This window comes from Saccharopolyspora rosea (genome assembly GCF_025643595.1).
GTDB classification, from domain to species: Bacteria; Actinomycetota; Actinomycetes; order Mycobacteriales; family Pseudonocardiaceae; genus Saccharopolyspora; species Saccharopolyspora rosea.
Genome location: NZ_CP102826.1, coordinates 4,653,703 through 4,677,881, shown reverse-complemented (window position 1 = coordinate 4,677,881; position 24,179 = coordinate 4,653,703). Strand labels below are relative to the sequence as shown.

Below are 24,179 nucleotides of genomic sequence, written 5' to 3'. Positions count from 1 at the left end.
AGCCCCGCGCGATGACACCCGACGTCGGTCCGGTCCCCGCCGCCGTGCTGTTCGACATGGACGGCACGCTGGTCGACTCCGAGAAGCTGTGGACCATCGCGCTCGACGACTACGCCGCCCATCGCGGCGGCGCGCTCTCCGAGGCCACCCGGGAATCCATGGTCGGCTCCAACATGACCCGCAGCATGGTCCTGCTGCTGGCCGACCTCGGCCTGCCGACCACCGAGGACGAGATCCGCCGCGCCGCCGACTGGGTCGCCGCCCGCACCGCCGAACTGTTCGGCCAGGGCCTGACGTGGCGCCCGGGCGCGCAGGAGGCGCTGCGCACCGTCGCGGGGCTCGGCCTGCCCAGCGCCCTGGTGACCTCCACCATCCGCTCGCTCACCGAGATCGCCCTGGAGACCATCGGACGCGACGCGTTCGACGTCACCGTGTGCGGCGACGAGGTCGATGGCCGCAACAAGCCCGATCCCGAGCCGTACCTGCGCGCCACCCGGCTGCTCGGTGTGCACCCGGCCGACTGCGTGGCGATCGAGGACTCGCCCACCGGCGTCGCCGCCGCCGAGGCCGCCGGGTGCACCGTCATCGCCGTCCCCTGCGAGGTGCCGCTCGACCCCGGTCCGCACCGCGTGCTGCGCGACTCGCTGACCGAGGTGGACTTCACCGCGCTCGCGGACCTGCTCCCGCGCGTGGCGTGACCCCGGCCACCGGGTCCGCCGTCGCGACCGGAAAAGCGGGATGCAAGGATTCGACCCGTGAAGACCTTCGACGAGTTGTTCGCCGAACTGCAGGAACGCGCCCGCACCCGTCCCGCGGGTTCGTCGACGGTGGCCGCCCTCGACGCGGGAGTGCACGCGCAGGGCAAGAAGGTCCTGGAAGAGGCCGGCGAGGTGTGGCTGGCCGCCGAGCACGAATCGGACGACCAGCTCGCCGAGGAGATCTCGCAGCTGCTGTTCCGGTTGCAGGTCATCATGTTGGGGCGCGGGCTGACCCCGGACGACGTCTACCGCTACCTGTGAGCGGCCCGCGCTGAGGAAATCGCACGGCGAAACGAGGAGATCAAGTCCCATGCTGCGTGTGGCAGTGCCCAACAAGGGCACGCTGGCCGGTCCCGCATCCGAGATGCTCGCGGAAGCCGGGTACCGGCAGCGCCATGAGACGCGGGACCTGACCGTCCTGGACACCGCCAACGACGTCGAGTTCTTCTTCCTGCGCCCGAAGGACATCGCGATCTACGTCGGGTCCGGTGAGCTCGACCTGGGCATCACCGGTCGCGACCTGGCCAACGACTCCGGCGCGCCGGTCCGCGAGCGGCTGGCGCTCGGCTTCGGCGGCTCCACGTTCCGCTACGCCGCCCCGGCCGGGCCCGGCGAGTGGACCGTCGCGGACCTGCGGGGCAAGCGGATCGCCACCTCCTACCCGAGGCTGGTCGGCGACGACCTGGCCCGCCACGGGGTGCAGGCCGAGGTGATCCGGCTCGACGGGGCGGTGGAGATCTCCATCCAGCTCGGCGTGGCCGACGCGATCGCCGACGTGGTGGGCTCCGGGCGCACGCTGCGCCAGCACGGCCTGGTCGCCTTCGGCGACCCGATCTGCCAGTCCGAGGCCGTCGTGGTGGAACGCGACGGTGCCGACGACGAGCAGGCCAAGGACCAGCTGATCGCCCGCCTGCAGGGCGTGGTGTTCGCCCAGCAGTACGTGATGCTGGACTACAACTGCCCGCGCGAACTGCTGGAGACCGCCACCGAGCTGACCCCGGGGCTGGGCTCGCCGACGATGTCCCCGCTGGCCGACGAGCAGTGGGTGGCGGTGCGCGCGATGGTCTCCCGCAAGGAGGCGCCGGCCATCATGGACCGGCTCGCCGCGGCCGGGGCCAAGGCGATCCTGTCCTCGGACATCCGCGCCTGCCGGCTGTGAACCGCCGCCGGGTGCGGGCCGCGCGCCCGCACCCGGTTTCGGCCAACACCTCCACGTCCTGTCCGACGGCCCCGCATAATGGGGCGCGGGAACGATCTTGAACCGTCCGGTGGGGGTGAGGACATGGCCGTCGTGGTTCCGGGGCAGACGCCGCCCCAGTGGGAACTCGTCGCGGGGATGCCGTGCTGGATCGAGCTGATCACGACGAATCTGGACAGGGCGCGCGAGTTCTACGCCGGACTGTTCGACTGGTCCTACGAGACGCACAGCGACCCGGTGTCCGGTGAGCACGTCATCGCCACCCGCGAGGGATTCCCGGTCGCCAGCCTGCGCGCCGCGTCCGGCGACCGGTCGGTGTGGCGCCTCTACCTGGCCACCCCGGACTGCGCCGCCGCGGTCGAGCGGGCCGAGGGCCTCGGCGCGGTGCTCACCGTGCCGGGCAACCACGTGCCCCAGATCGGCACCAAGGCCGTGCTCAGCGGCCCGTCCGAGGCCGAGTTCGGGCTGCTCCAGCCGGAGGAGACCTGGCAGTTCGACGTCGGGCTGCCCGGCACCCTGATGTGGGCCGAACTGGTCACCATCCGCTCGCAGACCGCCGACCACTTCTTCCAGCAGCTGTTCGGCTACGAGCACGAGCAGTTCGGCGCCGAGCACCGCTCGGACTACTCGGTGTGGTACCTCGACGGCGAGTCGGTGCTGGCCCGGGTCAGCATGATCCGCGACTTCATCACCGAGGCCACCAAACCGCACTGGCTGCTGTACCTGGGCGCCGACGAGGGGATCGGCACCGACGAGATGGTCCGCAACGCCGTGGCCCTCGGCGGCCGCGTCCGCGTCGACCCGTACGACTCCAGCATCGGCCGCGCCGCAGTCCTCCGGGACCCCACCGGCGCCCGCTTCGCCGTCGTCGACTCGTCCCAGGCGGGCGAGTTCGGCACGGCGGCCAACTACGATCCCTACGAGGACTAGTGTCTTGAGTCGTAAGTTTGTTGTATATTTTGGGGATGGGTCGTCGAGGTCCGCGTCTGCCGGAGTTGGTGTTGACCGATGCTGAGCGGGAGACGCTTGAAGGGTGGGCGCGTCGTCCGAAGACCGCGCAGGCATTGGCGTTGCGGGCACGCATTGTTCTCGCTTGCGCCAGCGGAATGTCCAATATGGACGTATCGCGGGAGTTGCGGGTGTCGCCGCCGACGGTGACCAAGTGGCGGCGCCGATTCGTGGACGATCGGCTGGAGGGTTTGTCGGACGAGCCGCGTCCGGGGGCTCCTCGTACGATCACCGATCAGCAGGTCGAGCAGGTGATCAACAAGACGCTGGAGGAGGCTCCGCCCCACCGCGACACGCACTGGTCGACCCGTTCGATGGCCGAGGCGGTGGGGATGTCGCAGACAGCGATTTCCCGGATCTGGCGGGCTTTCGATCTCAAACCCACCTGGTGCAGACCTGGAAGTTGTCCACCGATCCGGAGTTCGTGGGCAAGGTCCGTGACGTGGTCGGGCTGTATCTGGACCCGCCAGAGAACGCCCTGGTGCTGTGTGTGGACGAGAAAAGCCAGATGCAGGCCATCGACCGCACCGCGCCGATCCTGCCGGTCATGCCCACCACGCCGGCGCGGATGACCCACGACTACGTCCGCAATGGCACCACCAGCCTGTTCGCCGCCCTGGACGTGGCCACCGGCACGGTGATCAGCCAGCACCACCGGCGGCACCGCCACCAGGAGTTCCTGAAATTCCTCAAAACGATCGACAACAACACCCCCGCCGACCTGGACCTGCACCTGATCTGCGACAACTACGCCACCCACAAGACCCCCGCGGTCAAAAAATGGCTGCTGCGCCACCCCCGGTTCCACGTGCACTTCACCCCCACCAGCGCCTCCTGGCTCAACCTCGTCGAACGCTTCTTCGCCGAACTGACCAACCGCAAACTCCGCCGATCCGCCCACCGCAGCGTCGCCGCCCTCGAAGCCGACGTCCGCGCCTGGATCAACGACTGGAACAACGACCCCACCCCCTTCGTGTGGACCAAAACCACCGACGAAATCCTCGAATCCATCGCCAACTACTGCCAACGAATTAACGACTCGGCACACTAGGGAGCGTTTCGGAAGTGCTGTGCGTGGCGGTGCCGGTGGCGGAACCTCAGTGCCTGTCTTTGAACTTGGTCCGGAACCCGCGTGGCAAGCGGCGGTAGCCGCTTTCTCTTTCGGTGAGCGGTCTAGCAACCCGCACCGCCGCGGGTTCTCAGCGGTCGTCTCGCGAGGACAGCCCCTCCGCCGTGTATTGGGCATACATCAGGAGGGGCTTCCGCAGTCGAGACGGCCGCTGAGTGCCTGTCTTTGATCTTGGGGGGACCCCGGGGGCGGGTATGAGAGAGGGCCTTTGCTAGTGATCGTGACAGCACATCAAGATCGACACAGCAAAGGCCCGATCCGCTTTGTACACCACCGCGCCGGCTGCCGGCTCGACGGCCCGTGCCCGCCGTTACCCCTCGGACACCACCGACGCCGAATGGGCAGTGATCGAGCCCCTGCTGCCCGCCCCGGCCTGCCGCACCTGCAGCGGAGGGCGTCCGGAAAAACACCCCCGCCGGGATGTCGTGGACGCGATCCGCTACTTCGTCGACAACGGCTGCAAGTGGCGGGCCCTGCCCGCCGACTTCCCGCCCTGGAAGACCGTCTACGGGTTCTTCACCCGCTGGAGCCGCGACAACATCGTCCTGGGCCTGCGCGACAGGCTGCGTGAGCAGGTCCGCGCCCGCACCGACCGCCACCGCACCCCCAGCGCCGGGATCATCGATTCCCAGTCGGTGCGGGCCGCCGAAACCGTCGGCCGCCACACCCGCGGTTTCGACGGCGGTAAAAAGATCAACGGCCGCAAACGCCACATCGCCACCGACACCCTCGGCCTGCTGCTGGGCGTGTCCGTGACCGCCGCCCACATCACCGACCGCCGCGGCGCCGAACTCCTCCTGCGCTACCTCCACACCCGCCACCCACGCCTGGAACTGGTCTTCGCCGACGGCAACTACAGCGGACGCCTGACCACCTGGACCCAGGCCGCCCTGGGCATCACCCTGCACATCGTCCGCAAAATCGCCGGACAAACCGGCTTCCACGTCCTGGCCCGCCGCTGGGTCGTCGAACGCACCCTGTCCTGGATCACCCAAGCCCGCCGCACCGTCCGCGACTACGAACGCCTCCCCGCCCACTCCGAAACCATCATCAACTGGGCCGCCATCACCCTCATGACCCGCCAACTCACCACCTAACCCAAGATCAAAGACAGGCACTGAGGTTCCGCTACCGGCACCGCTACGCAAAAGGAGTTCGAAGACAGGCTCTGAGCTTGGTTTTTAACCTTGTCGTCTGGGTTTGGTGCCCTTGTTGTGGTGGGTGGGGCGTTGGTAGGCCTCGCCGGTGGTGAGGATGCGTCCGACGTTATGGCGTGGGGCGCGGCGGTGGTTTGTTGAGCCGGGTGGTCGTCCCGGGCCGGGCCGGGTGGGTTTCGGTGCGCCCGCTGGCGAGGGGGTCTTCGTGCGCAGGTTCCGAAAACCCCGCCGGATGCGGGCGGGCGTGAGTCGCTCGGGTGGGGCTGGTTTCTCCCAGGGGCGCCGCAGGTCGGCGGTCAGTGGCCGGGCGAGGCGAAGCTGGGTGTGGGCGGTGATGATCAGCCAAGTCCAGCGGTCGGCGGCTTCGGGGTCCCGCAGTTTCGGGACGGTCCAGCCGAGGGTCTGTTTGAACAGGCGGAAGGTGTGTTCGATGTCGAAGCGGCGCAGGAATGCCTGCCAGCAGCGATCGATGTCGGCGGCGTCCAGGTCGATTGCGGAGCACCACAGCCACACCGGTTTGGCTTGGCCGCCACTGGGAAGGCGATCGACGGTGAGCCTGATGAGGGTGCCTTCGATGATCGGCAGTGGACCCTGGTGTCCGGTCCAGGCGGCGCGGCTGGTCAGGCGGGGATGGAGTCGGTTCCAGGCTTGTGCGGTGGCGGTGCCGTAGAGCCGGGTGGGGGTGCGGGTGATGACGTGTTCGTCGCCCCAGGAAGCCGGGTCACGGAAGATGAATTCGCCGCCGTGTCGGGCAGGCCGACCGCGCGCGCCGGGCATTCGGGCCGGAGCGGGCCTGCGCAGGACGCGGTCTGAACGCATCCGGCCGAGAATCTGCACCGGCAGCCCACCCAGCAGGTGGGCGACGCGCGGGGCGTCATACCCCGCATCCAGCACCACCAGAATCTCCGGATCGCCGGGCTGCCAGTGGCCGGCTGCGATGAGCCGCTCGACGACCTGGCGGATCTGCACCGTGGTCACCGCCGCGACATCGCAGCCCGGCTGCAGCCGGATGGCGTCCAGCAGCGCGGTCCACGACGTGCGGCCGGCCTCCAGCGCGGCGACGATCGAGTACGGCCAGCCGGGGATCATCAGATGCTGGTCTCTGCCGCGACCGTAGGTGTGACAGAACGAGCGGTCCGGGGAGGTATTGGCATCGGGCCGCACCCAGGGGGACACATCCACCGCCAGCACCAGCCGCCCGTCGGCCGCTCGGGGCAGCGGCAGACCCGCCAGTGTCGTCCGCAACCGCTCGATGTCGATCCGGCCGCAGTTCATCGCGTCATACAACGCGCCGTGCCCGCGCCGGTGCTCCGGCGCCAGCGACAACCCCACCAACGACCGCACCGGGCCATCGGTGCACAACACCGCCTCGGCCAGCTCGAACAACGCATCCGCCCGCGCGGTCAGACACGCATAGAACTCCTGGCGGAACCTGACCAACTCCCCGAGCGCAGCTTCGCGATCGGGATCATGCACACTGACCATCGCAGCCCTTGGGTTGATCTTCTGTCTGTGGCAAGAGGAATGATCAACCAAGGGCTGCTTTCATGATCAACCGGGCCCCTGCTACCAGCGGTAGAGGTTAAAACTCAAGCTCAGCGGCCCGCCCGTCACCCGACCACCGCCCCACAGCAGCTCAGTCCGCGCGGTCCAAAGCGGACTCCGGCCCGGGGTCGGGTTCGGGCCAGCCCGGGTACGGCGGCGGGGTGCCGCCGTGCGCCGGGCAGCGCGGTTTGTGGTCGCAGAAGTCGCACAACCTGCTGGGGTTGGGGCGGAAGTCCCCGGTGCGGCCCGCGCGCAGGATGGCCTGCCAGATCGCCTCCAGGGTGCGTTCGAAGCGCCGCAGCTCCGCCTCGTCCGGCGCGTAGGCCAGCGACTGCTTGTCCGCCAGGTACATCAGCAGCAGCTGGCGCGGCACCTCGCCGCGGGTGCGCCACAGCACCAGGGCGTAGAACTTCATCTGGAACAGGGCCTTGGCCTCGCCGATCTCGCGCGGCGCGGCGCCGGTCTTGTAGTCCACGAGCCGGATCTCGCCGGTGGGCGCCACGTCCACCCGGTCGATGAAGCCGCGCAGCAGCACCCCGGAGTCCAATTCGGTCTCCACGCGCAGCTCGCACGCCTCCGGCTGCAACCGCCGCGGGTCCTCCAGCTCGAAGTAGGCGTCCAGCAGCGCGTTCGCCGACTCCAGCCAGCGCGCCAGCTCCGGATCGTCGGGGCCGTCGAACAGCTCGCCGAGCTCGGGCTGGTCGGCCAGCAGGTCCTTCCACGCGGGCAGCAGCAGGTCGCGCGCCTGGCCCGGGGCCCGCTCGGAGACCGGCAGGCCGAACAGCCGCTCCAGCACGGAGTGCACCACGGTCCCGCGCACCTGCGCGCGCGTCGGCGTCTCCGGCAACCGGTCCACGGCCCGGAACCGGTAGAGCAGCGGGCACTGCTTGAAGTCGCTCGCCCGCGACGGGGACAACGCGGGACGCCTGCGTTCCTGACCTGCCGCTACCGGTTCGACCATGGGCCCAGACCCTAGACGACCCGCCCGACAGCTCCGGGCACCACCAGCCGCGCGCCGGTGCCCTTCCTTGAACACGACCTCACGCGCGGGGGTCTACTCTGCGCCCATGCCGACCACTGCTTCGCCGAGCCGGGCCGGCCCGCACGACGGGGGACTGCTCCTGTGCCGCGTGGCCGGGGTACCGGTGCTGCTGTCCCCGTCGTGGTGGTTGGGCGCGGTGCTGATCGTGCTGCTCTACACGCCGCTGGTGGGACGCATCCTGCCGGGCGCCGGGGTGTGGGAGAGCGCGCTGATCGCCGCGGTGTTCACCGTGCTGCTGGCCGTGTCGGTGCTGTTGCACGAGCTCGGGCACTGCCTGGTCGCGCTGCGGCTCGGCCTGCCGGTGCGGCGGGTGCGGCTGTTCCTGCTCGGGGGGATCTCCGAGGTCTCGCGCACGCCCGTGAAACCGGCGCAGGAGGGCGTGGTCGCCGCCGCCGGACCGGCGGTGTCGATCGCGCTGGCCGCGGCTACCGGGGTCGGCTGGTTCGCGCTCGCCCCGGTCGGCGCGATCTGGCTGCTCGTGGCGCAGACGTGCGTGGCGAACCTCGCCGTCGCGGTGTTCAACCTGCTGCCCGGTCTGCCGCTGGACGGCGGTCGGATGCTGCGGGCGGCGACCTGGTCGGTCACCGGCCGCCGGGCCACCGGCACCACCGCAGGGGTGGTGGGGGCGGGGGTGGTCGCCGCGTGCCTGATCGCCTGGGCGCTGGTCGGCCTGCTGCGCGACGCCCCGGACCAGTGGCTGCGGCTCGGCGTGTGCGTGCTGATGTCGTGGTTCGTGATCGCCGGGGCCGGTGCCGAGCACGCCGCCGAGCAGCGCAGGCGCTGGCCGGACGGGCTGGCGCTGCGCGACCTGGTGCGGCCGGTGCTGCAACTGCCCGCGGAGAGCCCGGTCGGCGACGCGCTGCTCGCCGCCGCCGGGCGCGGCGTGGTGCTGGTGCGCGCCGACGGCATCGCGGTCGGCCTGCTCGACCAGACCGCCGCCGAGCGGCTGGCCACCCGCGCCCCGCACGAACCCGCCGAGCGCGCCGCCGAACCGGTCGCCGCGGAGACGATCCTGCTGGACAGCGAATCGCCGGACGAGGTGCTCGACCGGGTCCGCGCGGTGCTGGCCTGGCAGTTCCTCGTCGTCGACGCCGACGGTCGGCCCAGCGGGGTGCTGCGCCGCGAGGACCTGCGCGAGGCGATGCGCGGCAGGCCCCACCGCTGACCCCGTGCCCCTCTGCGACGATGGTGCGCCGCGCCGCTGGGCGGCGCCGTGACGTCAGGAGGATGGGAGCAAGGTGAGCAGCACCGTCAGCGGTGAGTTCCGGCCCGGCGACCGGGTCCAGTTGACCGACCCCAAGGGGCGGCGGTACACGATCGTCCTGCAGCCCGGCGGGGAGTACCACACCCATCGCGGTGCGCTGCCGCACGACGACCTCATCGGCCGGCCGGAGGGCTCGGTGGTCACCTCCACCGGGGGCACGTCCTTCCTGGCGCTGCGCCCGCTGCTGGCCGACTACGTGCTGTCCATGCCGCGCGGTGCCCAGGTCATCTACCCCAAGGACGCCGCGCAGATCCTGATGTGGGGCGACATCCGGCCCGGCGCCCGGGTGCTGGAGGCCGGGGCCGGTTCCGGCGCGCTGAGCTGCTCGCTGCTGCGCGCGGTCGGTCCCGAGGGCAGCGTGACCTCCTTCGAGGTCCGCGAGGACCACGCCGAGCACGCCGAGCGCAACGTGGAGCGCTTCTTCGGCGAGAAACCCGGCAACTGGGCGCTGCACGTCGGCGACGTGCAGGACTACGACGGCGGTCCGGTCGACCGCGTGGTCCTGGACATGCTCGCGCCGTGGGAGGTGCTGGACACCGTCCGCGCCAACCTGGTCCCCGGCGGCGTGCTGGTGGTCTACGTGGCGACCACGACGCAGCTCTCCCGCGTCACCGAGGCCATCCGGGAGCAGCAGAACTGGACCGAACCGCAGGCGTGGGAGACGCTGCTGCGCCCGTGGCACGTGGTGGGCATGGCGGTCCGCCCGGAGCACCGCATGGTGGCCCACACCGCGTTCCTGCTCACCGCCCGCCGCCTGGCCGACGGCGTCACGCCGCCGCGCCCGCAGCGCCGCCCCAGCCGGGGTTGACGGCCGGGTGGCCCGCCGCGGCGGGCCACCCGGATCACTGGCCGAGCTGGCAGACCTTCCAGGCGCCGTCCTCGACGGTCAGACCCATCGTCTGGTCGACCGGGTGGGTCGCCCCGCCCATCTCGTAGGTGCCGGACAGCACGGCGCTGGCCCGCTCGCCGTGCTCGGCGACCTCGCCCAGCCGCACCTCGAAGGTCCCGGCTTCGAGCAGTTTGAGCTGGCTGTCCAGCTGTCGGCGGTTGGACTGGCACAGGTACGGCCCGAGCCCGGCGAAGTCGTGCGCGTTCACCCGGTCCACGACCTGCTGCGCGACCGGCCGGGCCTCGCCGGGCCCGGTGCCGAGGAAGGCGTAGGCACCGCCGCCGATCACCGCGGCCAGCACCACGACCACCGCACCGCCGATCAGCCAGGGCTTGCGCGATTTCTTCGGCTTGGGCGGTGCGACGTCGCCGAAGCCGGGTTCCCACCCGCCCCACTGCGGGGCGACCGGCGCGGGCTGCGGCTGGCCGAAACCGGCGTGCTGGTTGCCGTACCAGGCGGGCTGCTGCTGCGGCAGCTGCGTTTCCGGCGGCACCTGCTGCGGGAACCCGTTGCCAGCGGGCTGCTGGCCCCACCCGCCCGGACCGGGTTGTTGCGGCGGATAGGTCATGAACTCCTCCCCCGAGAGGTGTGGCTTGCGGGCGCCGCCGGGCGGCGCGGTCGGTTGCAACGGCGGGCGTAAGTAGATCAGAGCGCGCTGGACGGGGTGCGTGGAGTGGGAGCTTTCGCCACCGAATCGTCACCACCGCGGGTCGCACGTCCCGCGGTCCCGGATGGTGGGAGCGGTGCGGCACGCGGCCGGTGTCGTTCACCGCAACGCCACCCGGATGCCGCAACCGTTAACCCGGATGCCGGTGCCCCGTCGCCCGCGACGTGGCGCAACGGCGAAGAACGCCGGTCGGCGCGCTGCCGCGGCGACCGGCCGCCGAACGCGCAACGTATCGAACGGACCATGATCGTCGACGGACCGTGGCCGCCCGGGGAGCGGGCGCGGCGGACCCCGCGGACCAACATGGCGCACTTCATGGGGAATCCCGGATTTTTGTGGCACGCTGGGCGATCCGGCGGGCAATCACGACGCCGCCGTCGTCGGTGATCGCCGGTACCGTGGTGGTACGAGCACGGGAGGAGGGTGCCGACATGCAGCACGACCGTCCCGGCAGCCGGCCTGAGGAGGGCGGCGAGCAGTACAGCGGCGGCAACGCGGAGCTCCGCAGCCAGATTCGTCTCCTGGAGGACGAGGTGGCGCTGCTGCGTCGCAGGCTCAACGAGTCCCCCCAGCAGGTCCGGTTGCTGGAAAAGCGGCTGGCCGAGGCATCCGAGAGAGTGAGCCAGCTCACCGAACGGAACGCCAAACTCACCGAGACCCTGAAGGAAGCGCGCAGCCAGCTGACGGCGCTGCGCGAGGAGGTCGACCGACTCGCCCAGCCCCCGAGCGGCTACGGGGTGTTCCTCGCCCGCTACGAGGACGGCACGGTCGACGTGTTCACGTCCGGGCGCAAGATGCGGGTCGCCGTGTCCCCGAACGTCGAGATCGACGACCTCAGACTGGGCCAGTCGGTGCGCCTCAACGAGGCCCTGACGGTGGTCGAGGCGGGTGCGTTCGAGCAGACCGGTGAGGTGTGCACCTTCCGGGAGATCCTGCCGAGCGTGTCGGGCGACACCAGCCCGCGTGCGCTGGTGCTGGGGCACACCGACGAGGAACGCGTCGTGTGGCTCACCGAACCGCTGGTGGAGTCCGGGCTCAAGGCCGGTGACTCGGTGCTGGTCGACAGCAAGGCGGGCTACGCCTACGACGTGGTGCCCAAGGCCGAGGTCGAGGACCTCGTGCTGGAGGAGGTCCCGGACGTCGGCTACCACGACATCGGCGGTCTGGCCAACCAGATCGAGCAGATCCGGGACGCGGTGGAGCTGCCGTTCCTGCACGCCGACCTGTACGTGCAGTACCAGCTGCGCCCGCCCAAGGGCGTGCTGCTCTACGGGCCGCCCGGCTGCGGGAAGACGCTGATCGCCAAGGCGGTGGCCAACTCGCTGGCCAAGCAGGTGGCCGCGGCGCGGGGTGACGACGACGGCCAGGCCAAGTCGTACTTCCTGAACATCAAGGGCCCCGAGCTGCTCAACAAGTTCGTCGGCGAGACCGAGCGGCACATCCGCCTGATCTTCCAGCGGGCCCGGGAGAAGGCGTCCGAGGGGACCCCGGTGATCGTGTTCTTCGACGAGATGGACTCGATCTTCCGGACCCGCGGCAGCGGCGTGTCCTCCGACGTGGAGACCACGATCGTGCCGCAGCTGCTCAGCGAGATCGACGGTGTCGAGGGCCTGGAGAACGTCATCGTCATCGGCGCGTCCAACCGCGAGGACATGATCGACCCGGCGATCCTGCGACCCGGCAGGCTCGACGTGAAGATCAAGATCGAGCGGCCGGACGCCGAATCGGCCAAGGACATCTTCTCCAAGTACCTCACCGGGGACCTGCCGATCCACGAGGAGGACGTCAAGGAGTTCGGCGGCGACAAGACCGCGTGCGTGGACGCGATGATCCAGGCCACGGTCGAGCGCATGTACGCCGAGACCGAGGAGAACCGGTTCCTGGAGGTCACCTACGCCAACGGGGACAAGGAAGTCCTGTACTTCAAGGACTTCAACTCCGGCGCGATGATCCAGAACATCGTGGACCGGGCCAAGAAGGCGGCGATCAAGTCGGTGCTGGACACCGGTCAGCCGGGCCTGCGGGTGCAGCACCTGCAGGACGCCATCATCGACGAGTTCGCCGAGAACGAGGACCTGCCCAACACGACCAACCCGGACGACTGGGCCCGCATCTCGGGCAAGAAGGGCGAGCGGATCGTCTACATCCGCACCCTGGTCAGCGGCAAGAACCAGGAGTCCGGCCGGGCCATCGACACGGCGACCAACACCGGTCAGTACCTGTGACGGCCTGATCGGAACGGGGCCACCGCCCGCGGGCGGTGGCCCCGTTCGCGTCGAGTGTCGATCCCCGGCGGCAGGGGTTAGGTTGCGGGCATGATCCCCTCGCAACAGCCGCTGCGCCGCCTCGGACTCGGCCTCGCGGCGCTCGGCCGCCCGGCCTACATCAACGTCGGTCGCGCCCACGTGCTGCCCACCCAGCGCACCGCGCACGCGATGCGGGAGCGCACCCGCGCGGTCCTCGACGCCGCCTACGCGGGCGGGATCCGCTGGGTGGACGCCGCCCGCTCCTACGGCAGCGCGGAGCAGTTCCTCGCCGACTGGCTGCGCGAGCGGGGCCACGAGGACGTCACGGTCTCCAGCAAGTGGGGCTACGCCTACGTCGCGCAGTGGCGCATCGAGACCGAGGTGCACGAGATCAAGGAGCACTCGGTGGAGCGGCTGCGCAGCCAGTGGGCGGAGACCCGCACGCTGCTCGGCGACCGCGTCGACCTGTACCAGGTGCACTCGCTGACCGCGACCAGCCCGCTGTTCGACGACCTGGCGCTGCAGTACGAACTCGCCCGCATCCGCGACTCAGGAGTGGCGATCGGGTTCTCCACCAGCGGTGCGGCGCAGGCGGAGACGATCGAGCGGGCCTGGGAGGTCGAGGTCGGCGGGCGGCAGCTGTTCAGCGCCGTGCAGTCCACGTGGAACTCCCTGGAGCCCTCCGCGGGCCGCGCGCTGGCGGAGGTGCACACCGGCGGCTGGCGGGTGCTGGTGAAGGAGACGCTGGCCAACGGGCGGCTCGCGGTGGACCCGCCCCGGACGGTGCACGACCTGGCGCACCGCCACGGCGTCGGCCCGGACGCCATCGCGCTGGCCCACGCCCTCGACCAGCCGTGGGCGGACGTGGTGCTGCTCGGTCCGGCCAGCGTCGAGCAGCTCAGGTCCAACCTCGCGGCCTGCCGGGTCGAGCTCACCGACGACGACCGCGCGGCCCTGCGGCCGCTGGCCCGCGACGCCGCCACCTACTGGGGCGACCGGGCGGCCCTGCCCTGGCACTGACCGCGCGCGACATCAGTCAGACGTCGCCGTAGCGGGTGAACCATTCCTGGACGAACTGGCGGCCGTCCGGGACGAACGACCACGTCGGGTCGGACAGCCTGCTGCGGAGTTCGGACAGCGGCATCCACCAGCCCTCGGCGACCTCCTCGGGCTGGTGGACGATCGGGCCGTCCCAGCGGACCTCGTAGAGGAAGCCGTGGAAGCGGACCGAGCCGTGCTCGTGGACCGAGCGGAACAGGAAGCGGACCGGGGCGCCGCGGACGCCGAGTTCCTCGGCGAGTTCCCGGACCGCCGCGTCGTCGGGGTCCTCGCCCGCGGCCACCACGCCGCCCGCCCAGCAGTCATGCGCGCCGGGGTAGACGTCCTTGTCCTCGGTGCGGCGGTGCACGTACACCGACCCGCCGTCGGGGCTGCGCACCAGCACCGACGCGGCCGCGTGCCAGAGGCCCTCGCGCCGCATCCGCTCTCTCGTGGCGGAGCCCACGACACGCCCCGACGCGTCGTACACCGCCACCCTCTCCGCACTCGCGTTCACACCTCGATCGTCGCACCCGCACGTCGCGACCCACGCGTGCCGCATCGGGCGACATGACTGGGTCACACCTGGCTTCCGGTCCTCCGCTCGACCGCCCGGAACCCGTACGCTGCGAGGTATGCGGCGGATCATGGGAACCGAGGTGGAGTACGGCATCGTCGTGCCCGGGGACTCAAGCGCCAACCCGGTGCTGACCTCCACGCACATCGTGCTCGCCTACGCGGCGGCGGCCGACATCCCGCGAGCGCGGCGCGCCCGCTGGGACTACGAGGTGGAGTCGCCGCTGCGCGACGCCCGCGGCTTCGACCTCAGCACCGCGGCGCAGCAGACCAACGGCTCCGACGGCGACGACCTGGGCGCGGCCAACGTCATCCTCATCAACGGCGCCCGGCTGTACGTCGACCACGCGCACCCGGAGTACTCCGCGCCCGAGGTGACCAATCCGCGCGACGCCGTGGTGTGGGACAAGGCCGGTGAGCGGGTCATGGAGGAGGCCGCGATCCGCGCCGCCAGCGTGCCCGGCACCGCGCCCATCCAGCTGTACAAGAACAACGTCGACGGCAAGGGCGCCAGTTACGGCACCCACGAGAACTACCTGATGGCGCGCAGCACGCCGTTCACCGCCGTCATCGCGGGTCTGACGCCGTTCTTCGCGTCCCGGCAGGTGGTGTGCGGCTCCGGCCGGGTCGGCATCGGGCAGGCGGGGGAGAAGCCCGGCTTCCAGCTGTCGCAGCGCGCCGACTACATCGAGGTCGAGGTCGGCCTGGAGACCACGCTCAAGCGCGGCATCATCAACACCCGCGACGAGCCGCACGCCGACGCCGACAAGTACCGGCGGCTGCACGTGATCATCGGCGACGCCAACCTCGCCGAGACGTCCACCTACCTCAAGCTCGGCAGCACCGCGCTGGTGCTGGACATGATCGAGGCCGGGCTGCGCTTCGACGACCTGCGGCTGGCCGACCCGGTGCAGGCGGTGCACCTGATCAGCCACGACCCGACGCTCAAGCAGACCGTGGAGCTCACCGACGGGCGCCGCTTCACCGGCCTGGACCTCCAGCGCGCCTACCACGAACGGGCCGCCCGGTTCCTCGACGAGCACGGCGCCGAGCGCTCGGCGCGGGACGTGCTCGACACCTGGGGCGAGGTGCTCGACCTGCTCGGCGGCGACCCGATGGACTGCTCCGACCGGCTGGACTGGCCGGCCAAGCTGCGGCTGCTGGAGAGCTACCGCACCCGCGACAGCCTCGGCTGGGCCTCGCCGCGACTGCACATGATCGACCTGCAGTACTCCGACGTGCGGCTGGGCAAGGGCCTGTACAACCGCCTGGTCGCCCGCGGCTCGATGAAGCGCCTGGTGGACGAGGAGGAGGTGCGCGCAGCGGTGACCACCCCGCCGGAGGACACCCGCGCGTACTTCCGCGGCCGGTGCCTGGAGCGCTACCCGGCGGCGGTGGCCGCCGCCTCGTGGGACTCGGTGATCTTCGACCTGGGTCGCGAGTCGCTGGTGCGCATCCCGACGCTGGAGCCGCTGCGCGGCACCCGGGCGCACGTCGGCGAACTGCTGGAGGCCGCGGCCAGCGCCGAGGAACTGGTGGACTCGCTGACCAAGGGCTGAACCGCCGGTCCCGGTCGGCGCCGGGAGTCACGCTTCGTGCACGTCAGGCGGGTGGTGAAGATCGAAAGAGCGCCCGTGTGGCTGTGGGCGAACGGGTGGTCGCATGGGTAGTGTTCACAGCAGGGGTGTTCCCGCTGCCGGGAACGCCCCGGAACGGCAACCACCGGGAGGCAAGATGTCCCAGGAGAAGGTTCACCGGCACGGCGGTGGGGACGGCGACGAGGAGCAGGGTCCCGAGGCCGCTGGTCAGGAACGCCGCGAGAAGCTCGGCGAGGACGTCGACGCCATCCTGGACGAGATCGACGACGTCCTGGAGGAGAACGCCGAGGACTTCGTGCGCGCCTACGTGCAGAAGGGTGGGCAGTAGGCCGACGACGCGGACGTGATCCGCGCGATGCCGAGGGGCCGGGCCGGTCAGCACCGGCCCGGCGCTGTTCGGTGCGGGCGGATCATGATTAGAGTGCTGTCTGACGTGGCCCCAGCCGCCGGCTGGAGAGGAACGCAACGAGCAGGAGACGATGTCGCCGATGGAACCCACCTCGGCCCGGTTCCCGGGCCAGGCCATGCCCCCCGCTTACCTCACCCCGGGGTCGTCGTCGTTCACCGACTTCCTCCGCGTCGCCGCTCCCGAGCTGCTTCCCGGCAACCGGGAACTGCCCGAGGGCGTCGTGGAGGCCCCGCACGGGACCACGATCGTCGCGGTCGCCTTCCGCGGTGGTGTGCTGCTGGCGGGTGACCGCCGCGCCACCATGGGCAACCTGATCGCCCAGCGGGACATGGACAAGCTCTACGTCACCGACTCCTACTCGGCCGTGGGCATCGCGGGCACCGCGGGCATCGCGCTGGAGATGGTGCGGCTGTACGCGGTGGAGCTGGAGCACTACGAGAAGCTCGAAGGCGTGCCGCTGTCCCTGGACGGCAAGGCGAACAAGCTCGCCCAGATGCTGCGCGGGAACCTCGGCGCGGCCATGCAGGGGCTGGCGGTGGTGCCGCTGTTCGCCGGGTTCGACGTCGACGCCGACGACCCGGACCGGGCGGGGCGGATCATCTCCTACGACATCACCGGCGGCCGGTACAACGAGGTCGGCGGCTACCACGCGGTGGGCTCCGGTTCGCTGTTCGCGAAGTCGGCGCTGAAGAAGCGGTACGACCCGGACGCCGACCGCGACACCGCGGTGCGGTCCGCGGTCGAGGCGCTCTACGACGCCGCCGACGACGACACCGCCACCGGCGGTCCGGACCTGTCCCGCCGCATCTTCCCGTCGATCATCTCCATCACCGGCTCCGACGGTGCCGTGCGGATGTCCGAGGAGGAGGCGGCCGCCGTCGCCGAGCAGGTCGTCAACGGTCGCTTGGAGAACCCGGGCGGCTGACGCCCGGTTCCCGCCCCACCAGCCACTTCGCCACGGGCGAGACGATTCGATCCAGGAGTGCACAGCCGTGACGATGCCGTTCTACACCTCTCCCGAGCAGCTGATGCGGGAGCGCTCCGAGCTGGCCCGCAAGGGCATCGCCCGGGGGCGCAGCGTGGTGGTGCTCAAGTACGCCGGGGGCGTGCTGTTCGTGGCCGAGAACCCGTCGCCCACGCTGCACAAGGTGTCCGAGATCTACGACCGGATCGGCTTCGCCGCGGTGGGGCGCTACAGCGAGTTCGAGGCGCTGCGGGTGGCCGGGGTGCGCATCGCCGACGTGCGCGGTTACTCCTACGACCGCCGCGACGTCACCGGCCGGTCGCTGGCCAACACCTACGCCCAGCACCTGGGTGCGATCTTCACCGAGCAGATCAAGCCGTTCGAGGTGGAGATCTGCGTGGCCGAGGTCGGGTGGACCGCCGACGGCGACCAGCTGTACCGGCTGACCTACGACGGCTCGATCGTCGACGAACCGCAGTACGTGGTGATGGGCGGGCAGGCCGACGCGATCACCAGCACGCTCAAGGACTCCTTCAGCGACGGGCTGGAGCTCGCCGACGCCGCCCAGCTGGCGATCCGGGCGCTGTCCTCCGGCGGTGAGGGCAGCCGGGAACTCGCCGCGGACCAGCTGGAGGTCGCGGTCCTGGAGCGCGACCGGCCGCACCGCACCTTCCGCCGCGTCCGCGGCGCTGCGCTGCGGGCCCTGCTCCCGGGCGCCGGGAGCGAGGGCGCCGGCGAGGCGGAGTCCGGCGAGGACGGCGACAAGAAGGACTGAACCACCTGCGTTCCGGGGTTCGGCGATTTCGCGCAAATCGCCGAACCTCCGCGCATGCCGCGGGAAGGCGGGACTTTCGTCCCGAAAGGCGGGCGGCGGTCCGCGGTGCGAGCCCGCCAGGTGGGACGGCGCGAACCCGTGCCCGAACGGCGGACCGCCGAGCGTCGCCATTTGCGCTTAGTGTGGAGGCATGCAGCGGCGGATCTTCGGCATCGAAACCGAGTTCGGGGTCACCTGCACCTTCCACGGGCAGCGTCGGCTCTCCCCGGACGAGGTCGCCAGGTACCTGTTCCGGCGCGTCGTGTCGTGGGGGCGCTCGTCGAACGTCTTCCTGCGCAACGGCGCGCGCCTCTACCTCGACGTCGGCTCGCACCCGGAGTACGCCACGGCCGAGTGCGACGACCTCACCCAGCTCGTCACCCACGACAAGGCGGGGGAGCGGATCCTGGAGGATCTGCTCATCGACGCCGAGCGGCGGCTCGCCGACGAGGGCATCGGCGGTGACATCTTCCTGTTCAAGAACAACACCGACTCGGCGGGCAACTCGTACGGCTGCCACGAGAACTACCTGGTCGGCCGTTCCGGGGAGTTCTCCCGCATCGCCGACGTGCTGCTGCCGTTCCTGGTGACCCGCCAGCTCATCTGCGGGGCCGGGAAGGTGCTGCAGACCCCGCGCGGCGCCGTCTACTGCCTCTCGCAGCGCGCCGAGCACATCTGGGAGGGCGTGTCGAGCGCGACGACCCGGTCGCGGCCGATCATCAACACCCGCGACGAACCGCACGCCGACGCCGAGCGCTACCGCCGGCTGCACGTCATCGTCGGCGACTCGAACATGTCCGAGGTGACCACGCTGCTCAAGGTCGGCGCGGCCAACCTGGTGCTGGAGATGGTCGAGCACGGCGTGCAGTTCCGGGACTTCAGCCTGGACAACCCGATCCGCGCGATCCGCGAGATCAGCCACGACCTGACCGGGCGGCGCACGGTCCGGCTCGCGGGCGGCCGGGAGGCGTCGGCGCTGGACATCCAGCGCGAGTACTACAGCCGGGCGGTGGACCACGTGGACCGGCGCGGTTCGGACCCGATGACCGACCGGATCCTGGACCTGTGGGGCCGGGCGCTGGAGGCGATCGCCGAGCAGGACTACTCCAAGATCGACCGGGAGATCGACTGGGCGATCAAGCACCGCCTGCTGGAGCGCTACCGCAGCAAGCACGGTCTGGAGCTGTCCAGTCCGCGCATCGCCCAGCTCGACCTCGCCTACCACGACATCCGGCGCAACCGGGGCCTGTTCGACATGCTGCAGCGCAAGGACCTGGTGGACCGCGCCACCGAGGACGGCGAGATCGAGGCGGCCAAGGACACCCCGCCGCAGAGCACCCGGGCCAAGCTGCGCGGCGACTTCATCGCCGCCGCCCAGGCGGCGGGGCGGGACTTCACCGTCGACTGGGTCCACCTCAAGCTCAACGACCAGGCGCAGCGCACGGTGCTGTGCAAGGACCCGTTCCGGGCGGTCGACGAACGCGTGGAACGCCTGATCGGCTCGCTGTGACGGGCCCGCCCCACCTCCTGGGGCGGCGTCAGAGGTGCTGGCCCGTCGGGCGGACGACGATCTCGTTGACGTCGACGCCCTGGGGCTGGCGCAGCGCGTACATGACCGCGTTGGCGATGTCGGTCGCCGCCAGCTTGGGGGCGTCCTGCCGGTGGGCGGTCATGTCGGTCTCGACCATGCCCGGCTGGACCAGGGTGACGCGGACACCGGTCTCGGCGCACTCGGCGCGGATGTTCTGCGCCATGCCGGTGACGGCCCACTTGGTCGCCGAGTACAGGTTGCCGGGCCGGACGTGGCGGCCGGCGACCGAACCGGTCAGCACCAGGTGGCCCCGCGACCGCGCCAGCGAGGGCAGCGCGGCGCGGGCGGTCAGCGCCGCTCCGAGGACGTTCGTGAGCACCATGTCGCGCCACTGCGCGGGGTCGGCGCCATCGGTGCCCAGGAACGACGTGGGCACGCTCAGACCGGCGTTGGCGAACACCGCGTCGAGCCCGCCGAAGTGCTCCTCGGTGCGCCGGACCGCGCCGCTGACGTCGTCCCAGTCGGCGACGTCGCAGGCCAGCGGCAGCGCGGACGCGGAACCGAGGTCGTCCACGAGCGGGGTGAGCTTGTCGGTCGAGCGCGCCACCAGCGCCACCCGGTACCCGGCGGCGACGGCCTGGCGGGCGGTGGCCGCGCCGATGCCGCGGGAGGCTCCGGTGATCAACATGACGGGATCAGCCATGACCCGGGATTCTCCCAGCCCCGGCACCACTCGCGCGATCGAGTGAGCGCGGGGCGGGTGCGGGCACGTCGGCCTGCGAACGTCACCCGGCCGGGTGGATGGGGGATCCCCCGAACACGTGATCGAACGGTGTGGAGCTAGAGTTTCGAAGTGGCCACTGTGCGTGCTGAGCGCTTGGTGAACCTGGTGCTGTGCCTGCTGTCGACCCGCCAGTACCTCACCGCGGAGCGGATTCGGGCCATCGTGCCCGGCTACGCCGACGCGCCCACCGACGAGGCGTTCTTCCGGACCTTCGAGCGGGACAAGGCGGAGCTGCGCGACCTGGGGATTCCGCTGGAGACCGGGCGCAACTCGGTGTTCGACGCCGCCGACGGGTACCGGATCGCCCGGCGCGACTACGAGCTGGGGGACATCGACCTGGAACCCGACGAGGCCGCCGCGGTGGCGCTGGCCGTGCGGCTGTGGGACTCGCCGGAGTTCACCGCGGCCGCGCGCGGCGCGCTGCTGAAGCTGCGGGCGGCCGGGGTGGACGTCGACGAGGGGGCGTCGGCGACCGTGGAACCCAAGGTGCGCACCACCGAGCCGACGTTCGCGCCGCTGCTGGCGGCGGTGCAGACCGGCCGGGTCGTGCGGTTCGACTACCGCCGCCCGACCAGCCCCGACGCGCAGCGTCGGACGGTCGAACCGTGGGGCGTGGTGTCCTGGCGGGGCCGCTGGTACCTGGTCGGGCACGACCGCGACCGGGCGGCCACCCGGTGCTTCCGGCTGTCCCGCATCCGCGGGGACGTCACCGCCGGGCGGGCCGGTGAGGTGCGGCGGCCACCGGACGCCGACCTGCTGCGCATCGTCGCGGGCGAGCAGCGCGAGGCACCGCCGAGCACCACCGCGCGGCTGTGGGTCGCGGCCGGACGGGCGCAGGGGCTGCGGCGCCAGGCGCGGACCGTGGACAGCATGGTGCTGGGCGGCGAGCCCGGTGACGTGGTCGAAGTGGACCTGGTGCACCCGGAGCCCGCGGCCACGTGGATCGCGGGGTACGGCCCGGACGTCGCGGTGCTCGAACCGGACACGTTGCGCAAGACCGTGCACGAGATCCACCTCGACGTCGTCGACCGGCGGGAGGAACGATGAACAGCGCCAGCGAGCGGCTGCCCCGGCTGCTGGCCCTGGTGCCGTACCTGTTGAGCCGGCCGGGCATCCCGATCGCCGAGGCCGCGGCCGACTTCGGGGTCACCGAACAGCAGCTGCGCCGCGACCTGGAACTGCTGTGGATGTGCGGGCTCCCCGGGTACGGGCCCGGTGACCTCATCGACCTGTCCTTCGAGAGCGACACGATCACCGTCACCTACGACGCGGGCATGCGGCGGCCGCTGCGGCTGACGACCTCCGAGGCGACCGCGCTGCTGGTGGCGCTGCGGGCGCTGGCCGACACCCCGGGCATCCCGGACACCGACGCGGTGCAGCGCGCCCTGGCGAAGGTGGAGGAGGCCGCGGGGCAGGCGCGGTCGGCGGGGGTGGTCGTCGGGCTCGCGCAGGACGGCGCCGAGCGGCCCGAGGTGCGGTCCGCGGTGCAGCGCGCGGCGACCCGGCGCCGGGCGCTGTGGATGCGCTACTACACCGCGTCGCGGGACGCGATCAGCGAACGCACCGTCGACCCGATGCGGTTGCTGATCATCGACGGGCGCAGCTACCTGGAAGCCTGGTGCCGGTCGGCGGGCGGGGTGCGGCTGTTCCGGCTCGACCGCGTCGACGACGCCGCGGTGCTCGACGAGCCCGCCCGGCCGCCCGAGGACGCCGAGCCGATGGACGTCTCCGCCGGGCTGTTCCGGCCGATGCCCGACCAACCGGTCGTCGAGCTGGAGCTGGAACCCGACGCGCGCTGGGTCGCCGAGTACTACCCGGTCGACGAGCTGGCCGAGCTGTCCGGCGGGCGCACCCGGGTGCGGATGCGCTATTCGGACCGGTCGTGGATGGTCCGCCTGCTGCTCGGGCTGGGCGGGCAGGCGCAGGTCCTCGACCCGCCGGACCTCGCCGACGACGTGCGCCGCAGGGCCGAGGAGGCGTTGGCGCGGGCGCGTCACCTCCCGGCCACCTGAAACCGATACGGTGATCCGGTGCCGTATGTGTTGAGTCTCGTGCTGGCGGCCCTCGGACTGGTCGTGCTCCTGGTGGTGGCCGTCCGGGTGCTCCGGGAACTGCGCCGGTTGCGGTCGGTGCAGCGGGAGGTCGCCACCGACATCACCGACCGGGCGGGCTTGCTCAAGGCGCGGGTGGCGGGGCTGAAGGTGGCGTTCGCCGAACGTCGTCGCAGGTGACGCCCATCGGCGCTGTTTGCCCGCGATGCCCGCCGCGTACGATGGCGCGGACAGCGGACGTCACGAAAGGGTGTGCTCATGCCAGGTGGCTGGGAGCTCTTGGTCATTCTGCTGGTCCTCGTCCTGCTGTTCGGGGCCAGCAAGCTGCCGCAGCTGGCGCGTTCGCTCGGCCAGTCGGCGCGGGTGTTCAAGGCGGAGGCGCGCGGCATGCAGGAGGACGACGAGGCCGCCACCAGGGCCCGGGCCGAGCGCGTGGACTCCCCGGAGCTGACCCGCGGCGAACGGGCCGCGTCGACGACGCCACCGGCGCGCGACCGGCAGCGTGACGAATCCGGCAACTGACGAGCGCAGAGGACGGAACAACACGGTGGGTGGGAGTGCGCTGCGCCGCCTGAACCCCTTCCGCGCGGATCGCCGCAGGTGGGGCCGTCGGCACAACCCCGACGGGACGATGACCCTGGTCGAGCACCTCTACGAACTGCGCTACCGGCTGGGCGTGGCCATGGTGGCCGTCGTCATCGGCGGCATCTTCGGGTTCTGGTGGTTCGCCAACTCCGCGTTCGGCGTCCCGACGCTCGGCGACCTGCTGCTGGGGCCGTACTGCTCGCTGCCCGCCGAGATGCGGCTGAGCCCGAACGGGCACTGCCAGCTGTTGCAGACCAAACCGTTCGAGGTCTTCATGCTGCGGCTGAAGGTCGGGCTGTCGGTCGGCGCGGTGGTGCTCAGCCCCGTCTGGCTGTACCAGCTGTGGGCGTTCATCACCCCGGGCCTGCTGGACAAGGAGCGCAAGTTCGCGCGGATGTTCGTGTTCTGCGCGAGCCTGCTGTTCGTCGCCGGTGCGGTGCTGGCCTACTTCGTCGTCCCGCAGGGCCTGAAGTTCATGGTCGGTTTCGGCGGCGGGTCGTTCTTCACCGCGCTGACCGGCGGCGACTACATCAACTTCGTGCTGGTCCTGCTGCTGATCTTCGGCGTCAGCTTCGAGCTGCCGCTGGTGCTGGTGATGCTGAACATGGCCGGGATCCTCAGCTACGCCAAGCTCAAGAGCTGGTGGCGCGGCCTGGTCTTCGCGCTGTTCGTGTTCGCCGCCGTCGCCACCCCGGGCCAGGACCCGTTCTCGATGCTGGCCCTGGCCGGGGCGCTGTGCCTGCTGTTCGCCATCGCGATGGCGATCTGCCGCGCCCACGACGGGCGCAAGCAGAAGAAGCTCGCCGCCGCGGGGCTGGAGGAGGTCGGCCTCGACGAGCCGTCGAAGATCGACTACCGGCCGTCTCGACTGGACACCACGTCGTCGCAGGGGTCCCACCAGCACGACGACGCCACCTGAGCCACTG

At 71.2% G+C, this 24,179-nt stretch carries 24 protein-coding genes and 1 pseudogene; 20 read left to right on the top strand and 5 right to left on the bottom strand.

Annotated features, from left to right (window positions below):
- The first annotated feature begins 11 nt into the window (after positions 1-11).
- The 6 genes and pseudogenes from NV263_RS21620 to NV263_RS21595 all read left to right on the top strand — a co-directional run bounded on the left by NV263_RS21620 (position 12) and on the right by NV263_RS21595 (position 5,190).
- Positions 12-698 carry an HAD family hydrolase gene (locus NV263_RS21620; protein ID WP_263248414.1) on the top strand — a complete coding sequence of 229 codons (687 nt, stop codon included), beginning with the start codon at positions 12-14 and terminating at the stop codon, positions 696-698.
- Positions 699-755: 57 nt separating this feature from the next.
- Positions 756-1,019 (top strand): phosphoribosyl-ATP diphosphatase, encoded by a 264-nt coding sequence (locus NV263_RS21615; protein WP_263248412.1) that lies wholly within the window; start codon positions 756-758, stop codon positions 1,017-1,019.
- A gap of 49 nt (positions 1,020-1,068) precedes the next feature.
- Positions 1,069-1,917: an ATP phosphoribosyltransferase gene (gene hisG / locus NV263_RS21610; RefSeq protein ID WP_263248411.1), complete on the top strand. Its 849-nt coding sequence runs from the start codon at positions 1,069-1,071 to the stop codon at positions 1,915-1,917.
- Between the two features lie 123 nt (positions 1,918-2,040).
- On the top strand, positions 2,041-2,886 hold the full coding sequence (locus NV263_RS21605) for a VOC family protein (protein ID WP_263248410.1): 846 nt from the start codon (positions 2,041-2,043) through the stop codon (positions 2,884-2,886).
- A gap of 35 nt (positions 2,887-2,921) precedes the next feature.
- Positions 2,922-4,015, top strand: a pseudogene (locus NV263_RS21600) (IS630 family transposase).
- Between the two features lie 341 nt (positions 4,016-4,356).
- A complete protein-coding gene (locus NV263_RS21595) occupies positions 4,357-5,190 on the top strand; it encodes an IS5 family transposase (RefSeq protein WP_263247972.1) in 834 nt (277 codons plus the stop codon).
- An 84-nt stretch (positions 5,191-5,274) separates the two neighbouring features.
- Here the strand turns inward: NV263_RS21595 and NV263_RS21590 are convergent, their stop codons facing one another.
- Positions 5,275-6,726 carry an NF041680 family putative transposase gene (locus NV263_RS21590; RefSeq protein WP_263248408.1) on the bottom strand — a complete coding sequence of 484 codons (1,452 nt, stop codon included), beginning with the start codon at positions 6,724-6,726 and terminating at the stop codon, positions 5,275-5,277.
- 160 nt (positions 6,727-6,886) lie between these two features.
- Positions 6,887-7,756 carry a RecB family exonuclease gene (locus tag NV263_RS21585; protein ID WP_263248407.1) on the bottom strand — a complete coding sequence of 290 codons (870 nt, stop codon included), beginning with the start codon at positions 7,754-7,756 and terminating at the stop codon, positions 6,887-6,889.
- 106 nt (positions 7,757-7,862) lie between these two features.
- Here NV263_RS21585 and NV263_RS21580 point away from each other — a divergent pair, with 106 nt between their 5' ends.
- Together NV263_RS21580 and NV263_RS21575 are read left to right on the top strand one after the other, a co-directional pair.
- A complete protein-coding gene (locus NV263_RS21580) occupies positions 7,863-9,002 on the top strand; it encodes a site-2 protease family protein (protein ID WP_263248406.1) in 1,140 nt (379 codons plus the stop codon).
- A 73-nt stretch (positions 9,003-9,075) separates the two neighbouring features.
- Positions 9,076-9,909 carry a tRNA (adenine-N1)-methyltransferase gene (locus NV263_RS21575; protein ID WP_263248404.1) on the top strand — a complete coding sequence of 278 codons (834 nt, stop codon included), beginning with the start codon at positions 9,076-9,078 and terminating at the stop codon, positions 9,907-9,909.
- Positions 9,910-9,943: 34 nt separating this feature from the next.
- Here the strand turns inward: NV263_RS21575 and NV263_RS21570 are convergent, their stop codons facing one another.
- Entirely contained in the window at positions 9,944-10,558 is a 615-nt protein-coding gene (locus NV263_RS21570) for an Rv0361 family membrane protein (RefSeq protein WP_263248402.1), read from the bottom strand.
- 530 nt (positions 10,559-11,088) lie between these two features.
- On the opposite strand from NV263_RS21570, the gene arc reads away from it, so the two are divergent.
- Both arc and NV263_RS21560 read left to right on the top strand, forming a co-directional pair.
- On the top strand, positions 11,089-12,882 hold the full coding sequence (gene arc, locus NV263_RS21565) for a proteasome ATPase (RefSeq protein WP_263248400.1): 1,794 nt from the start codon (positions 11,089-11,091) through the stop codon (positions 12,880-12,882).
- A gap of 90 nt (positions 12,883-12,972) precedes the next feature.
- On the top strand, positions 12,973-13,923 hold the full coding sequence (locus tag NV263_RS21560) for an aldo/keto reductase (RefSeq protein ID WP_263248399.1): 951 nt from the start codon (positions 12,973-12,975) through the stop codon (positions 13,921-13,923).
- Between the two features lie 16 nt (positions 13,924-13,939).
- Here NV263_RS21560 and NV263_RS21555 read toward each other — a convergent pair whose 3' ends face one another.
- The gene (locus tag NV263_RS21555) at positions 13,940-14,458 is read right to left on the bottom strand and encodes an NUDIX hydrolase (RefSeq protein WP_263248397.1); all 519 of its coding nucleotides are present in this window, start codon (positions 14,456-14,458) and stop codon (positions 13,940-13,942) included.
- Positions 14,459-14,576: 118 nt separating this feature from the next.
- Here NV263_RS21555 and dop point away from each other — a divergent pair, with 118 nt between their 5' ends.
- The 5 genes from dop to pafA all read left to right on the top strand — a co-directional run bounded on the left by dop (position 14,577) and on the right by pafA (position 19,812).
- Complete coding sequence (gene dop, locus NV263_RS21550) at positions 14,577-16,076, top strand: depupylase/deamidase Dop (RefSeq protein ID WP_263248395.1); 1,500 nt, start codon at positions 14,577-14,579, stop codon at positions 16,074-16,076.
- 175 nt (positions 16,077-16,251) lie between these two features.
- Positions 16,252-16,443, top strand: coding sequence for a ubiquitin-like protein Pup (locus NV263_RS21545; protein WP_263248393.1), 192 nt, complete (start codon positions 16,252-16,254; stop codon positions 16,441-16,443).
- Positions 16,444-16,603: 160 nt separating this feature from the next.
- Positions 16,604-17,449: a proteasome subunit beta gene (prcB, locus tag NV263_RS21540; protein ID WP_263248391.1), complete on the top strand. Its 846-nt coding sequence runs from the start codon at positions 16,604-16,606 to the stop codon at positions 17,447-17,449.
- Between the two features lie 67 nt (positions 17,450-17,516).
- On the top strand, positions 17,517-18,263 hold the full coding sequence (gene prcA / locus NV263_RS21535; RefSeq protein ID WP_263248389.1) for a proteasome subunit alpha: 747 nt from the start codon (positions 17,517-17,519) through the stop codon (positions 18,261-18,263).
- Positions 18,264-18,453: 190 nt separating this feature from the next.
- Positions 18,454-19,812, top strand: a complete 1,359-nt coding sequence (gene pafA / locus NV263_RS21530; protein ID WP_263248388.1) for a Pup--protein ligase — start codon at positions 18,454-18,456, stop codon at positions 19,810-19,812.
- Positions 19,813-19,840: 28 nt separating this feature from the next.
- On the opposite strand, the gene NV263_RS21525 is transcribed toward pafA, so the two are convergent.
- A complete protein-coding gene (locus NV263_RS21525; RefSeq protein ID WP_263248387.1) occupies positions 19,841-20,536 on the bottom strand; it encodes an SDR family oxidoreductase in 696 nt (231 codons plus the stop codon).
- 150 nt (positions 20,537-20,686) lie between these two features.
- Between NV263_RS21525 and NV263_RS21520 the strand changes: the two genes are divergently transcribed.
- The 5 genes from NV263_RS21520 (at position 20,687) to tatC (ending at position 24,172) form a co-directional block, all read left to right on the top strand.
- Positions 20,687-21,664 carry a helix-turn-helix transcriptional regulator gene (locus tag NV263_RS21520; protein ID WP_263248386.1) on the top strand — a complete coding sequence of 326 codons (978 nt, stop codon included), beginning with the start codon at positions 20,687-20,689 and terminating at the stop codon, positions 21,662-21,664.
- Positions 21,661-22,629 (top strand): helix-turn-helix transcriptional regulator, encoded by a 969-nt coding sequence (locus NV263_RS21515; protein ID WP_263248385.1) that lies wholly within the window; start codon positions 21,661-21,663, stop codon positions 22,627-22,629. Before NV263_RS21520 ends, NV263_RS21515 begins: the two co-directional genes overlap by 4 nt.
- Before the next feature lie 18 nt (positions 22,630-22,647).
- Positions 22,648-22,848, top strand: a complete 201-nt coding sequence (locus NV263_RS21510) for a bacteriophage holin (protein ID WP_263248384.1) — start codon at positions 22,648-22,650, stop codon at positions 22,846-22,848.
- 78 nt (positions 22,849-22,926) lie between these two features.
- The gene (gene tatA, locus NV263_RS21505; RefSeq protein ID WP_263248382.1) at positions 22,927-23,190 is read left to right on the top strand and encodes a Sec-independent protein translocase subunit TatA; all 264 of its coding nucleotides are present in this window, start codon (positions 22,927-22,929) and stop codon (positions 23,188-23,190) included.
- Positions 23,191-23,299: 109 nt separating this feature from the next.
- Complete coding sequence (gene tatC / locus NV263_RS21500) at positions 23,300-24,172, top strand: twin-arginine translocase subunit TatC (protein ID WP_263254295.1); 873 nt, start codon at positions 23,300-23,302, stop codon at positions 24,170-24,172.
- Positions 24,173-24,179: the final 7 nt, after the last annotated feature.